Raw genomic sequence first — 13,788 nt, forward strand, 5'->3', positions numbered from 1 at the left:
TATAGGGAAGGGGAGGTTTTCTAGTGTCATTAAGAATGATTACCGGCCGGTCCGGAAGCGGAAAAACGGCATTGTTCCTCGATGAAATCCGTGACCGTCTTTTAGAAAATCCGGAAGGAAATCCGATTATTTATATCGTACCGGAACAAATGACATTTTTAACAGAATATCGTTTGGCGACAGACTCGCTCGTTGGCGGCATGATCCGTGCTCAGGTGTTCAGCTTTTCCCGTTTGGCATGGCGAATTCTGCAAGAAACAGGCGGAATTACCCGTTACCATTTAAGTAGTGTAGGCATGAACATGTTAATTCGTAAAATAATTGATGAACAAAAGGAAAATTTAAATATCTTTCAGCGTGCGGCAGATAAAAATGGTTTTGTTCAGCAGCTTGAACAAATGATTACTGAATTTAAGCGATATTGTATCAGCCCGGAGGATTTAATCCGAAAATCCACTCAGCTTGGAACCGATGGTTCCGTTTCGTCAGCATTGCATGATAAATTAACAGATTTAGAGAAGGTTTATTCGAAGTTTGAGGATGAAGTCTTTGGGAAATATATTGATTCAGAAGATTATTTCCGTCTTTTAGCAGAAAAAATCTCTGCCTCGGCCTACTTAAAAGAAGCAGAAATTTATATAGATGGATTTTACAGCTTTACGCCGCAGGAATTTCAAATCATTGCTGAATTAATGAAGCAATGTAAACAAGTTTCTATTTCGATGACGACAGATCGTTTATCCATTGATTCAGCACCAGATGAACTCGATTTATTCCGCGCTTCGGCAGATGCCTGTTACAGCCTTCTTGATATAGCTAAAACATGGGGGATTGAAATAGACCCACCAATCATACTTACAGACCAAAAAAAGTGGACGGCCCCCTCCATCCGTCATTTAGAGAAACATTTTGATACCCGTCCAGCTTTACCTTTTCATGGAGCAACTGAAATTCGAATTAGTCAGGCAGTTAATCGAAGAGCAGAGATTGAAGGGATTGCCAGGGAAATCCGGCATGTAGTTCAAACTAGCGGTTACCGTTATCGTGATATTGCCTTATTAATTAGAAATGGCGGGGACTATCATGAAGTGATTGAACCTGTTTTTGACGATTATCAACTGCCATATTTTATTGATCAGAAAAGGACCATGCTCAATCATCCCTTAATTGAATTAATTCGTTCAACACTAGAAATCATTAACTCTTTTTGGCGCTATGAACCGGTATTTAGAGCGATTAAAACAGAATTGCTCTATCCACTTCAAGAGAATCCTGCTAAAATGCGGGAAAAGATGGACAGGCTTGAAAATTATTGCCTAGCCTATGGAATTAATGGCAGTAAATGGACCAAGAAGGACCGTTGGGGTTACCGGCGAATTAGAGGGCTTGAATTGACAGGAAGCGGGCAGACTGATGCTGAAAAAGAGATGGAGAATGAATTAAATGAATTAAAGCTCCTAATTACAGCGCCAATTTTACGTTTGTCCAGACGTTTGAAAAAAGCTGATACCGGACGAAAGCTTTGTGAGGCAATTTATTTATATCTAGAAGAATTGGATATACCCGATAAACTAGAGAATTGGAAGGTGGCTGCTGAGGAAAAGGGAAATCTTGTAAGAATGCGCGAGCATGAACAAGTATGGAATGCTGTGGTTGACCTGCTTGATCAATATGTAGAAATACTAGGGGAAGAGCAAGTTAGCTTAAAAGCCTTTACTGCCATTTTAGAAGCAGGTTTTGATTCCTTACATTTTTCACTTATTCCACCCGCTCTAGACCAGATTCTCATCGGTGACCTGGAAAAATCGCGGCTAAATGATAGTAAGATAGTATTTGTTGTTGGTGTAAATGAAGGGGTATTACCGGCAAAAATCTCAGATGAGGGCATTCTTGCTGAGGAGGACCGGGAGCTATTATTAGCTGCAGGAATGAATGTGGCACCAAGCAGCCGAACCCGCCTGCTTGATGAAAACTTCCTTGCCTACAAAGCTTTCACCGCACCGTCGGAGTTTCTTTATGTAAGCTATCCTCTTGCTAATGATGAAGGGAAGGCCTTAATTCCTTCCTCTTACATTAAGCGTCTTAAAGATTTGTTCCCGGACATACAGGAGACTTACTATATTGCAGATCCTTCAGAGCTTGACGAAAAGGGCCAGTTAGGTTTTGTATCTAATTTTACGACCACCTTGTCCTACCTAAACGCACAACTGCAATGGAAAAAGAGAAACTATCCAATCGCTGATTTGTGGTGGGATGTGTATAATTACTACCTCCAAAGTTCCTGGAAAAATAAGGCCGCCAAAGTATTGTCGAGTCTTTTTTATACAAATGGGACTGTTCAATTGTCCCCTGAGGTGGCAGATGCATTATATGGTGATATTATTCAAGCTAGCGTATCAAGAATGGAATTATATAATGGATGTGCCTTTTCTCATTTTGCGCAGCATGGGTTAAAGCTTCGTGAGCGGCAAATCTTTCGTTTAGAAGCACCAGATATCGGGGAATTATTTCATGCTGCTTTAAAACAAATTGCCGAGACCGTAAATGAACAGAATCTTTCATGGGCCAAGTTAACCCGCCAGCAGTGTGAACATCTAGCCAAAGACGCAGTCAAAACCTTGGCGCCAAAGCTGCAAAATGAAATCCTGCTAAGCTCAGAAAGACACCATTATATTCAGCGGAAGTTAGAACAAATTATTACCCGTGCCTCAATTGTTTTGAGCGATCATGCCAAGGTAAGTGGTTTCTCGCCGATTGGATTAGAATTAGCTTTTGGACCTAATGGGGAACTGCCGCCGTTAAGCTTCTCTTTAAAAAATGGAAAGAGAATGGAACTGGCTGGACGAATTGATCGGGTTGATCAAGCAAAAGCCGAGGATGATAGTGTCTTTTTAAGGGTAATCGATTATAAATCAAGCGAAAAAGATGTTAATTTAACAGAAGTATACTATGGTTTAGCCTTACAAATGCTGACCTACCTTGATATCGTCATGACACACTCTACTGAATTGGTGGAAATGAAAGCCAGTCCTGCTGGTGTCCTTTACTTTCACGTTCATAATCCTTTTATTAATACAAAGAAAATGCTGACCATTGATGAAATTGAAAATGAAATCATGAAAAAGTTTAAAATGAATGGATTAATGCTCAGTGACCAAAAAGTAATCCAGCTGATGGACCAATCTCTAGAGTCTGGTGACTCACACATCGTCGCAGCTGGCATCAAGAAAGATGGAAATTTATCTAAGAAATCAAAGGTCGCCAGCTTAGAAGAATTTAATCAGTTAAGAAATCATGTTCGGACCATTTATCAAAATACAGGTAATGCCATTATTAACGGTCAAATTGATATTTCACCATTTAAATTGAAGGACAAAACAGCTTGTACTTTCTGTTCCTATAAATCTGTTTGTCAGTTTGATGAATCAATTGATCATAATCATTTTCGGATTCTAACACCACATTCAAAGGATGAGGTATTAGAATTGATCAAAGGGGAGGGTTCTGAAAATGAATAGTCTTGTGATTCCTCCGAAGCCTGAAGGGGTAACCTGGACGAACGACCAGTGGAAGGCTATTGCAGCTAGAGATAAGGATATCCTTGTTGCGGCTGCCGCTGGTTCGGGGAAAACGGCAGTACTGGTCGAAAGAATCATCCAAAAGATACTCTCTAAAGAAGAACCAATCGATGTGGATCAGTTACTAGTGGTTACGTTTACGAGTGCTTCCGCGGCAGAGATGAGACACCGAATTGGAGAAGCGCTAGAAAAGGCAATAGATCAAAATCCAGAGTCAAGAAATTTACGAAAACAGCTTAGCCTATTAAATAAGGCAACCATTTCGACGCTGCATTCTTTCTGTATGGAAGTTATCCGTAAATATTATTATTTAATTGATATTGACCCTGGTTTCCGCATCGCTGATGTAACAGAGGCCCAATTAATTAGAGATGAAGTGATGGAAGAATTATTTGAAGAGGAATATGGAAAAAAAGATAATGAAGCATTTTTTAATTTGGTCGATTCGTTTACAAGTGACCGAAGTGATGCGGCCTTAATGGACATTGTTCGTTCCATTTACGACTTTGCTCAGTCCAATCCTCTTCCAGACAGTTATTTGGAGAAAATTATTTCTATGTACCAGGTGGAGGAAATTGCGTCGATCGAGGACCTTCCTTTTATTGAGGCACTTCTTTTTGATAGTAAACTTCAATTAGAAGCGGCTAAAGAAATGATTGAGCAAGCGCTCGAGCTTACAAAGCTGCCAACTGGACCGGCACCTCGTGCAGAAAACTTTTTAGATGATTTACAGGTCATTGACACCTTAATTTCAGCCGAACAGGATTCATGGAACACGCTTTACCAGGCCATGCAAACCTGGTCTTTCACAAGGGCTAAACAGGTAAAGGGTGATCACTATGATAAGGAATTAACAGAAAAGGCCCAGAAACTGCGGGACAAGGCTAAGAAAAAAATTCAAGGTATAAAGGATGAACTCTTTTCACGACGTCCTGAAGGCTTTTTACGGGATATGGTAGAAATGCGTCCATTAATCGAAACACTAGTCTACCTTGTAAAAGAGTTTTCCAGCCGGTTTGCAAAGGCAAAACAGGAAAAAGGACTGGTCGATTATAACGACCTGGAACATTTTTGTCTTGCTATTTTAACAGAAGGAGTTTCGGAGGAAGGTGAATTCCTTCCATCAGAGGCAGCTCTCGCGTATCGGCTTCATTTTAAGGAAGTTTACTGCGATGAGTACCAAGATACGAATATGGTACAGGAGACCATTTTGAAGCTGGTGGCAAAGGATGAGGAAGAAAACGGCAATCTTTTTATGGTTGGGGACGTAAAGCAGTCTATTTACCGTTTTCGCTTAGCAGAACCACAGCTTTTTCTTTCCAAATATAATCGTTTCACAGTGGATGGGTCCTCATCCGGACTCCGAATTGATTTGGCTCAAAACTTCCGAAGCCGGAAAGAGGTCCTTGATGCTACAAATTATCTCTTTAAACAGATTATGGGGGTCAAGGTAGGAGAAATCCGTTATGATGAGGCGGCTGAACTTCGAAATGGTGCACCATATCCTGAAGATAGAGAATTTCCAGTAGAGATGATGCTCATTGACCAAAATGCGGAAAGTCATAAGGCGGAAGAAGTGGAAACAGGCGACGAAACAGATTTAGTAGAATTCGACACAGCCGATCTTGAACAATCACAGTTAGAGGCAAGGGTGATTGCTGCTAAAATTAAGGAGCTGATCAGCGCTGGGGCCCCTGTATATAACGCCAAAACAAAAACAGAAAGACCTTTAATGTATCGGGATGTGGTAATCCTTCTCCGCTCAATGACATGGGCACCGCAATTTATGGAGGAGTTCAAACAACAAGGAATCCCCATTTATGCCAATTTATCAACCGGTTATTTTGAAGCAACAGAAGTATCCATTATGTTGTCACTTCTTAGGGTTATTGATAATCCGTACCAAGATATTCCCCTTGCCTCTGTCTTGCGTTCCCCAATTGTTGGGTTAAACGAGGAGGAACTGTCGAAAATTCGGATCGGCAGGAAGAGCGGTTCGTTTTGGGAGGCTGTTACCGCCTTTTGTTTAAGTAAAACAGCTGAAGTGAATGAAAACTTTTATGAAAAGGTTCGTGCTTTTTTTGACTTGTTAAAAGAATGGCGAGCGGTAGCCAGACAAGGTTCACTCTCAGAACTGATCTGGCAGGTATATCGTGACACTCAATTTTATGACTTTGCTGGCGGGCTGCCTGGCGGTAAGCAGCGGCAGGCAAATTTACGCGCTTTATATGACAGGGCCCGTCAATATGAGCAGACATCTTTCCGCGGATTGTTTCGGTTTTTGCGATTTATTGAGCGCATGATGGATAGAGGAGACGATCTCGGCGCGGCTAGAGCACTTGGTGAGCAAGAGGATGTTGTCCGAATCATGACCATCCATAGCAGTAAGGGATTGGAATTTCCCGTTGTATTTATGGCGGGAATGGCACGGAATTTTAATATGACTGACATTCGTAAACCATTTATGCTTGATAAAGAGCTTGGATTTGCAGCGAAATATGTGAATGCTGAAAAACGAATTTCTTATCCATCACTGCCTCAAATTGCCTTTAAACAGAAGAAAAGGATGGAAATGCTCGCTGAAGAAATGCGCGTGTTATATGTGGCAATGACAAGAGCAAAAGAAAAGCTGTATGTGACCGCAACATTAAAAGATGCCGGAAAACAAATCGACAAGTGGAAAGATGTTTCCTCCCATAACGAATGGCTATTGAAGGATTATGAAAGAGCTTCTGCCACGAGTTATATGGACTGGATTGGACCTGCACTCATCCGTCATCGTGATTCTAGCGGGCTAAGGGAAGCGGGTGAGGAAAATTGGCAGGTAACGCCGGAGATTTCAAACCATCCTTCTTCCTGGAAGATCACGTTGCAACATGCTGATGAAATAAAAAAACAGGCTATTTCCATTGAAAATGAAGAGGATCAACTGCTTAAAAAAGTTGAAAATTTAGAGCAGGTGCCATCTGAATCAAACCTAGCAGATGAAATACATGCCCGGCTTACTTGGGAATATCCTTTCCTTGGTGCTGCCAGCCATCGTTCAAAGCAATCTGTTTCTGAAATAAAACGTACCCGGGAACTAACAGATGAATACAGCAGTACAGAACTCCTTGGGCGTTTTCGAAAGTCCATCTTGAAACGGCCTAAGTTCATGCAGGAGAAACAATTAAGCCCCGCTGAACGTGGGACAGCCATGCACATGGTTATGCAGCATGTAGATTTGAAGAAAGAAGTGAATGAAAAAGAAATTGGTGAACAGTTAAACTGGATGGTAAACAATGAATTATTAACTCCTGAACAAAGTGAAGTAATTGATGCAAAATTAATTTCTCAATTTTTTACTTCACCGCTCGGACAGAGGATTTTTAAAGCTAAAGCGGTTCATCGGGAAGTTCCTTTTACGGTTTCCTTACCTGCACATGATGTTTATCCTGATTGGAATGAGGGGGATGAATCAGTGTTCGTACAAGGGATTATCGACTGCATCCTTGAGGATGAAAATGGCCTTGTGTTAATAGATTTTAAATCTGATGGAATAACTGACAGGTATAAAGGGGGCTTTCCTCAAGCCAAGGAAATCCTTGAAAAGCGTTATAAATTACAAATTAACTTATACACAAAAGCGATAGAACAGATTTGGAAAAGAAATGTGACGGAACGATATTTATTTTTCTTTGACGGTGCACACATCTTGAAGCTGGAAAAATGAAAAAATGACATAGACCATTATGGTTTATGTCATTTTTAATTATTCCCTGCAATAGGCTGATCAATTAGATTTGTGTCAAGTACATTGGTACCGCTTAAGCCAGTATTCGTCACAATGATTCCTCCGGTATTAAATCCTCCCGAACCGGAATATGTTTTAGAACTGCTTTTAGGCGAAATATAAACGGTATCACCAAATTGTACAATTCCTCCGCCTACATTAACAATTTGCACTGGACCAAGAATTGCTGGCATGAAAAACATCCTTTACAATTTTGAACTTACAGGTAAAAACCTTACTTGATGATAACTTATGCTGTTATTTCGTGTCTTGTTCATCCCCGCGAGGGAGAAGTTGACGGATATGCTTAATCCTTACTTCCATCGAAACATGTTTAGTATTGCCGACATGTAAGATAGAGGAGTTCGAGACCGCGGTAATATGAATCTTATTAGCTCTTATAAGAGGAGTAGCATTGTATCGCGATATTGAAATGGCTTCATTTATTGGCGGAAGTGGAAGTGGCATTCTAAAGATGGCATAAGAAGGAAAATTGCCTTCGTTTCCATGAAAAAATTCTGCTTCCCTTTGGACGGCAAGTGCCCGTGAAAATCCATTTAGGTAACATGAATCTCCAAGTTGAATGATTGAGGAGAAGGCAACTTGGTTAACAAACAAGCGGTCAACACTAGAGGTTCGGGCTAGCATAGCCTGGCGTCACATCCTGTTCCAAAGGAACAAACGGTCCAATAATCAGAGATTCCGCCGGCGTATCAAAAACGGAAGATAATTGGATTGTTTCCGCATCTCCAACCATAAATAATGAGGAACTTGCAACACCGATAATTTTAATATTTTCAACATGAAGGATGTGGTTGTGAACTTCAAAGTTCATTATGGCTTCATTCCTTTCATATTTTCTGGTAAATTACTCAAGAAGGTCCATACCCCATTTTGGATTTCCTGCTTGATGGAATTAATAACGATCTCATCAAGCGAATCCTTTTTTTCTTCCGAGCGAACTTTTGCGGCGTTTGCCTTGAGATGAAAGTCTATTCTGTTAGGAAGCTGTCGAATAATATCTTCCTTAATAAAGGCTACATAGGAATCATTTGGCTGAATCGATAACTGATTCTGAGCATCGACAATAATTTGAGGTAAGTCCGTTTCTAAATATTCATAAATAGCTTTCTCGACTTCCATTGATCGCTGCATTTGTTCCTTAGAGGATAAAGGAGTATTTAATGACTGGTTTTGTACAGCTAGGTCTTCAATTCCAGATAAATCATTAGGATTTAAACCAATATTTAGCGTGCCTTCGAGGGTCTCTACTTTCAATTGATCAAATTTATATTCAATTCTATCGACATGGACCACGGGCTTTTCTTGAATTTGCTTTAACTCTTTCTGTAATTTATTTACGTTTTGTTCTAGTGAAGAAATTCTCTGCTCTTGAGCTTGAATATACATTTGCATCCATTGAAGGTACTGATTAAGATCCTGATACATAAGAATCACCCCCGCCAGCCATTTTCCCTTTTGTTCTAACTATATGCAGGGGGACCCAATGATTTGCTAACTTTATCGTCCATCCCAAAAAGGAAAGGACCTTTCTTATCTCCTTCTGACCGCAGCTTGTAACGGAACAGCGGGCGCTAAAATTTGCTCTCCTAGGGGGGCCATTTGTCCTCCAGGTTTTGTTCCTGCCGGTGCCGGTTGGGTGAACCCTCCCGTATTATATAAATTGGCCTGGGGTTTTATAATACCAGCACTGCCAATTTGCAGGACAGAGGAATTGGTGATCCCGCCAATTTTAATAAAATGAATATGAATGGATTGCTGGATATAAAAATTCATGATTAAATCCCCCATTCATTACATATTAAGGAAATTATTTTGATCAATGACATCTGGATCACTTGTATTGGTTGAACTTAATTGGTTATGAACTTGTAATTGCTCGCCGGTATTAAAGGAACCAGCACCAGAAAATGTTTTAGCGGTAGCGAACGGCATGATTTTATAGACATCACCAATATGGAAGACGGAACTGCTCCCAAGTGTTATAACCTGTGCAACTCCAACAATCGCCGGCATAAACAACACCCTTTTTTGAATTTCAGTTTTTATTTGTTAGTAACGTTAGATGGTAGGTCATATTTTTTGGATAGAATTACTTTATTATCTTATGTCTGGGCGGTTGTAATGTGAATCATATGCCCAAAATTTAATTGTTTGCTAGTGTTTATTTACGATCTTCCCTTACTTATTTTCGTATTTTTACCTCTCCTATGGTATGATAATCTCGAGCAGGACATACATAAGGAGGAATTATCGTGATTCATGCACATATTACAGCATGGCTTTTAGCTCTTATCCTATTCTTTGTGGCCATTTCATTAAATAAAAGTGGTAAAGCAAAGGGAGTTAAAATTATTCAAATGATCTTACGGGTACTATACTTGCTGATTATTGCGACAGGGGTAGGACTTCTTTTCTCAGTGTACAAAATCGATGTATGGTATATTTTAAAAGCGGTTGTAGGATTATGGGTAATTGGCTTATTTGAAATGATTCTTAGCCGGACCATTCATAAGCGAAGAACTTCTACTTTTTGGATTCAGTTTGTTGTTGCGTGGTTACTAGTACTATATTTAGGGTTTGTAAAATTGCCAATGTCATTTTTACACCCGTAAAAAATGAAGCTGCCGGAGTGAAGTAATTCGGCAGCTTTTTTTTTAGTGACATGTTAACGATATAATAGTGACAACTTTAAAGTTTGGTTTTACTATTTAAAGAGGGAGGGGGAATACCTATGCTAGTGAAGGTGTTTGCGAATCTTCGGCAAATTTGCGGAGGGGTAACCGTCGAGGTAAGTCCTGACGGTAATCGAGTGATTGATGTTTTAGATAAAATGATAGAAATGTTTCCTGCGTTACAAGCTGAAATTTTTACGACTGAAAAAAGACTGCTTCCGTTTGTTCATGTGTATGTAAATGGCAGGAATATCATCCATCTTGATGACCTTGAAACAAGGGTGAAGGATGAAGATCAATTTGCTCTCTTCCCGCCTGTAGCCGGAGGCTGATATGTCAGAAATAGATTTAGAGTTTCGAGGAATCAAGATAGACCATCTTGGCATGTATTTTCAAGAACTTGGGGCCATCCAGGTAACGGATACTTTTCCTTTTATCTATGAGGCTGAAGGGTGGAGCGGACAGATTTTATCAGAAGAGGAACTTGCGTTTACGGCCATCTTTAAGGTTAATGCAGTAAAGGTCCGTTTCATTGCTGAAGATGAAGATACATTGATGAAGGTTATAAAGAATTATCGTTATAAAACAACTAGGATTGGCGGATAGAAAAGCATCTGCGAACGTTACCTTCGCAGATGCTTTTTTGTCCTATTACACTAATTGACTTTCAGAATCAATAATGCCTAATTCACGAAGCTTTTGTTCAGGGACTAATCCATCTTTCCAGCCGCGGACTTGATAATATTCTTCAAGCATAATATCCATCCGGCTTACATGACCTGCACTGTTTCCAGATGCAGGTTCTTCAGTAAACCGTTTTGGAAGGAAATCGTCTTCACGTTTATTAAAGCCTGCAAGGTTATTATAGTAACGCTCAAGATTGTAAATTCTTTCTCCGGCCTTCATCACATCATCAGCCGTCATTGGTATTCCAGTCATGGTACTGTACTGCTCTGCATAGTGCTCAGCATTTTCCGAGAAAGAAGAGAACTTACAAATATTCATCGAATCTGAAAATGCCAGCATATCTTGGAATATTTTTAATAGTTCACCTTTTCCTTCTGGTTTTAATCGGTCGGTTGGCTCAGGTATACCTGCAATTTCACTAGCTACAGTGTAGCCGCGCAAGTGACAGGCACCACGGTTGCTAGTGGCATAACCAAGTCCGATACCTTGGATTCCTCGTGGGTCGTAGGCCGGAATGGATTGACCTTTAACCGACATGGAAAGCTGTTGTGCACCCCAAGCAGCTGTTGCACGCGCAGGGCCTTCAGCAAGAATCCCGCCAAAACCTTCACGCAGGGCAATTTTTCTTGTTAATTCAATCATGGAGTCAGCGTCTCCCCAGATTAATTCTTCCTTTATAATCCCTTTTTCAAACGCTTCCATTGTTACGGAGAAGCAATGACCAAGCTCGATCGTATCGAGGCCGTATTCATTACAGCGGTCAATTAAATAAGAAATTGCTTGGGCGTCGCTTAAAAGACAGTTAGAGCCAAGTGACCAGGCAGATTCAAACTCTACACTTTCAACGCGCGTCTTATATTTACCATCTTTTACTTCTACTTCAATCTTGCAGCCTACCGGACAGGCATGGCAGGTGTTATTGGCAACACGAAGATGGGTGTTAACATATTCCCCACTGTGTTTTTCTGCCTCATCCCAGTGAGTTAGTTGCGAGTTTTTTGTTGGAAGCGCTCCCACTTCGTTGATTAGGTTTGTAAGCACATTCGTCCCATAGACGGATAATCCACCTTTGTTCGGTGCAGTTAAGCCGCCATCTAGTATTGCTTTAACAGCTTTCTTATTGGCTTCTTTGTATTCAGCCGCTAATTTAGGTGCAGGCATATTTCCTTTTTGGGCTGCTTTAATGACAATCGCTTTCATTTTCTTATAGCCTGCCACTGCGGCTGTTCCGCCCCGGCCGGCAGCACGATCATGCTCATTGATGAAAGCGGCAAAACGAACCGTATTTTCACCGGCTTGACCAATTGTCATGACACTTAGGTCTTGTTCACCGTATTGGTCTTTCATAGCTTGAATAAATGCTCTTGTGCTTGTTCCCCAAAGAGTAGAAGCATCGCGCAGTTCTGCTTTACCGTCTTCAATAAAAAGGTAAACAGGTTTATCACTTTTTCCTTTAAAAATAAGATTATCAATACCTGCCCATTTAAGTCGTGCTGCGGTCCATCCGCCAATGTGAGAATCCGTAACTGTTCCTGTAAGCGGTGATTTAGTTACGACACAAAGACGTCCGCTCATCGACGATCGAGTACCGGTGACAGGGCCTGTCATAAAACATAAAATGTTATCAGCAGATAATGGCTCAACTTCTGGGCCATTATCTAATACATATTTGACACCGAGACCACGGCCGCCTATGTATTTTTTGGCATCCTCTTCATTAATAGGCCTGTAGTCCACTGTCCCACTTGTTAAGTCAACTAGAACTTCTTTGTTTTTGAAACCGCCAATACTCATAAATTCCCCTCTTTTCCATTAAACTTTTTATATAAATCTCCTAACCAATGGCTAAGAAATATCTCCAAAATTTAGCTTTTCATCCAATTTCTATTATACACTTTTACAATTATTATTAAAATTAAAAAAGTTTAGTAATATCAGATATTTATTTGTTAAGATAATAGTATTAGTGTTGGACCTGAAGTCGTTAGAGAAAAGAGGAAGCTCATGAATGATTTAGCACGGTATTCGAGACAAATCCTTTTTCCTAGTATTGGGGAAGAAGGACAGAGGAATATGCTGAGGAGCCGGGTGGCAATCGTTGGGGCAGGGGCACTTGGTACGGTGATTGCCAATCATCTTGTTCGCTCTGGTGTAGGATATATAAGGTTAATCGATCGGGATTTAGTAGAATGGTCCAATCTGCAGCGGCAAATTCTCTATACAGAGGAGGATGCGCGCAGGCAGCTTCCAAAGGCCATCGCCGCTCAAGAAAGGCTGAAGGATATCAATTCGACTGTTATGGTTGATGCCGTTATAGCCGACTTAAATCTGGACAATGCCGAAGAGTTATTAACAGGTATGGACGCTATCGTTGATGGAACTGATAATTTTATGACCCGTTTTTTAATTAATGATGTTGCTGTCAAGTATCGGATTCCCTGGGTACATGGAGCAGCAGTAAGTTCACGGGGAATGTTTGCTGTCATTAAACCGGGAGTAACCCCCTGTTACCGTTGTCTTTTTCCAAATGTTCCGAGCGGAAATGGAGAGACTTGTGATACAGTGGGTGTATTGTCACCCTTAACCGATATCATCGGATCTTTTCAGGCTATGGAAACAATGAAGCTATTAGTGGGGGCAGAAACCACTCCTAATCTAGAACAAATTGATATTTGGGACCTATCTTCCATGCAAATGGATATTTCACAAGGCAGGAATCCTAATTGTCCTACATGTGGACAAGGTCATTTTGATTTTTTAGACCGCTCCTCAGGCCATCAGGTAGCTTATACAACCCTTTGCGGCCGCGATACAGTACAAATCAATCCAAGACATAAAAGAGAGTTAGATCTAAAGAAGACAGCCGGGAACCTTCTAAAAAGTGGAAAAGTATCGGTTAATGAATTTTTACTCCGTTTTTCTCCGGATGATGGAGTAACTATTGTGGTCTTTAAAGATGCCCGCGTTCTCATCCATGGAACAAATGATATAGCAAAAGCTAAACAGCTATACGCTAAATATATAGGAAGTTAAAAACCAAAAGGCTGGGATTTCC

13 protein-coding genes are annotated in these 13,788 nt (G+C 40.6%); 6 read left to right on the plus strand and 7 right to left on the minus strand.

Features of this window, described 5'->3' with window-relative positions; all coding sequences use genetic code 11:
• Positions 1-23 precede the first annotated feature (23 nt).
• Together addB and addA are read left to right on the plus strand one after the other, a co-directional pair.
• A complete protein-coding gene (gene addB / locus L1999_RS06075) occupies positions 24-3,518 on the plus strand; it encodes a helicase-exonuclease AddAB subunit AddB (protein WP_235742736.1) in 3,495 nt (1,164 codons plus the stop codon).
• Positions 3,511-7,290 carry a helicase-exonuclease AddAB subunit AddA gene (addA, locus tag L1999_RS06080; RefSeq protein ID WP_235742737.1) on the plus strand — a complete coding sequence of 1,260 codons (3,780 nt, stop codon included), beginning with the start codon at positions 3,511-3,513 and terminating at the stop codon, positions 7,288-7,290. Before addB ends, addA begins: the two co-directional genes overlap by 8 nt.
• A 35-nt stretch (positions 7,291-7,325) precedes the next feature.
• Here addA and L1999_RS06085 read toward each other — a convergent pair whose 3' ends face one another.
• The 6 genes from L1999_RS06085 to L1999_RS06110 form a co-directional block, all read right to left on the minus strand.
• Complete coding sequence (locus tag L1999_RS06085; protein ID WP_235742738.1) at positions 7,326-7,544, minus strand: spore germination protein; 219 nt, start codon at positions 7,542-7,544, stop codon at positions 7,326-7,328.
• 64 nt (positions 7,545-7,608) lie between these two features.
• Entirely contained in the window at positions 7,609-7,998 is a 390-nt protein-coding gene (locus L1999_RS06090; protein ID WP_235742739.1) for a spore germination protein GerPE, read from the minus strand.
• The gene (locus L1999_RS06095; protein WP_235742740.1) at positions 7,979-8,185 is read right to left on the minus strand and encodes a spore gernimation protein GerPD; all 207 of its coding nucleotides are present in this window, start codon (positions 8,183-8,185) and stop codon (positions 7,979-7,981) included. Before L1999_RS06095 ends, L1999_RS06090 begins: the two co-directional genes overlap by 20 nt.
• Positions 8,185-8,799, minus strand: coding sequence for a spore germination protein GerPC (gene gerPC, locus L1999_RS06100; protein WP_235742741.1), 615 nt, complete (start codon positions 8,797-8,799; stop codon positions 8,185-8,187). Before gerPC ends, L1999_RS06095 begins: the two co-directional genes overlap by 1 nt.
• 105 nt (positions 8,800-8,904) lie before the next feature.
• A complete protein-coding gene (locus L1999_RS06105; protein WP_235742742.1) occupies positions 8,905-9,147 on the minus strand; it encodes a spore germination protein GerPB in 243 nt (80 codons plus the stop codon).
• Between the two features lie 18 nt (positions 9,148-9,165).
• Positions 9,166-9,387 carry a spore germination protein gene (locus L1999_RS06110; protein WP_215040174.1) on the minus strand — a complete coding sequence of 74 codons (222 nt, stop codon included), beginning with the start codon at positions 9,385-9,387 and terminating at the stop codon, positions 9,166-9,168.
• Between the two features lie 239 nt (positions 9,388-9,626).
• Between L1999_RS06110 and L1999_RS06115 the strand changes: the two genes are divergently transcribed.
• The 3 genes from L1999_RS06115 to L1999_RS06125 all read left to right on the plus strand — a co-directional run bounded on the left by L1999_RS06115 (position 9,627) and on the right by L1999_RS06125 (position 10,652).
• Positions 9,627-9,986 carry a YisL family protein gene (locus L1999_RS06115; protein ID WP_235742743.1) on the plus strand — a complete coding sequence of 120 codons (360 nt, stop codon included), beginning with the start codon at positions 9,627-9,629 and terminating at the stop codon, positions 9,984-9,986.
• Positions 9,987-10,105: 119 nt separating this feature from the next.
• Entirely contained in the window at positions 10,106-10,378 is a 273-nt protein-coding gene (locus L1999_RS06120; protein ID WP_235742744.1) for a ubiquitin-like small modifier protein 1, read from the plus strand.
• 1 nt (position 10,379) lies between these two features.
• Positions 10,380-10,652, plus strand: coding sequence for a MoaD-like domain-containing protein (locus L1999_RS06125; RefSeq protein WP_235742745.1), 273 nt, complete (start codon positions 10,380-10,382; stop codon positions 10,650-10,652).
• 45 nt (positions 10,653-10,697) lie between these two features.
• On the opposite strand, the gene L1999_RS06130 is transcribed toward L1999_RS06125, so the two are convergent.
• The gene (locus tag L1999_RS06130; RefSeq protein WP_235742746.1) at positions 10,698-12,527 is read right to left on the minus strand and encodes an aldehyde ferredoxin oxidoreductase family protein; all 1,830 of its coding nucleotides are present in this window, start codon (positions 12,525-12,527) and stop codon (positions 10,698-10,700) included.
• A 210-nt stretch (positions 12,528-12,737) separates the two neighbouring features.
• Between L1999_RS06130 and L1999_RS06135 the strand changes: the two genes are divergently transcribed.
• Complete coding sequence (locus L1999_RS06135; RefSeq protein WP_235742747.1) at positions 12,738-13,766, plus strand: ThiF family adenylyltransferase; 1,029 nt, start codon at positions 12,738-12,740, stop codon at positions 13,764-13,766.
• Positions 13,767-13,788 lie beyond the last annotated feature (22 nt).

The sequence above is a fragment of the Neobacillus drentensis genome, from assembly GCF_021560175.1.
Lineage (GTDB): Bacteria > Bacillota > Bacilli > Bacillales > Cytobacillaceae > Neobacillus > Neobacillus drentensis_A.

Excerpts from the sequence above, each read along its gene's own strand:
- addA (WP_235742737.1), top strand. The coding sequence starts at position 3,511 with ATGAATAGTCTTGTGATTCCTCCGAAGCCTGAAGGGGTAACCTGGACG.
- L1999_RS06085 (WP_235742738.1), bottom strand. The coding sequence starts at position 7,544 with ATGCCAGCAATTCTTGGTCCAGTGCAAATTGTTAATGTAGGCGGAGGA.
- L1999_RS06090 (WP_235742739.1), bottom strand. The coding sequence starts at position 7,998 with ATGCTAGCCCGAACCTCTAGTGTTGACCGCTTGTTTGTTAACCAAGTT.
- L1999_RS06095 (WP_235742740.1), bottom strand. The coding sequence starts at position 8,185 with ATGAACTTTGAAGTTCACAACCACATCCTTCATGTTGAAAATATTAAA.
- gerPC (WP_235742741.1), bottom strand. The coding sequence starts at position 8,799 with ATGTATCAGGATCTTAATCAGTACCTTCAATGGATGCAAATGTATATT.
- L1999_RS06105 (WP_235742742.1), bottom strand. The coding sequence starts at position 9,147 with ATGAATTTTTATATCCAGCAATCCATTCATATTCATTTTATTAAAATT.
- L1999_RS06110 (WP_215040174.1), bottom strand. The coding sequence starts at position 9,387 with ATGCCGGCGATTGTTGGAGTTGCACAGGTTATAACACTTGGGAGCAGT.
- L1999_RS06120 (WP_235742744.1), top strand. The coding sequence starts at position 10,106 with ATGCTAGTGAAGGTGTTTGCGAATCTTCGGCAAATTTGCGGAGGGGTA.
- L1999_RS06125 (WP_235742745.1), top strand. The coding sequence starts at position 10,380 with ATGTCAGAAATAGATTTAGAGTTTCGAGGAATCAAGATAGACCATCTT.
- L1999_RS06130 (WP_235742746.1), bottom strand. The coding sequence starts at position 12,527 with ATGAGTATTGGCGGTTTCAAAAACAAAGAAGTTCTAGTTGACTTAACA.
- L1999_RS06135 (WP_235742747.1), top strand. The coding sequence starts at position 12,738 with ATGAATGATTTAGCACGGTATTCGAGACAAATCCTTTTTCCTAGTATT.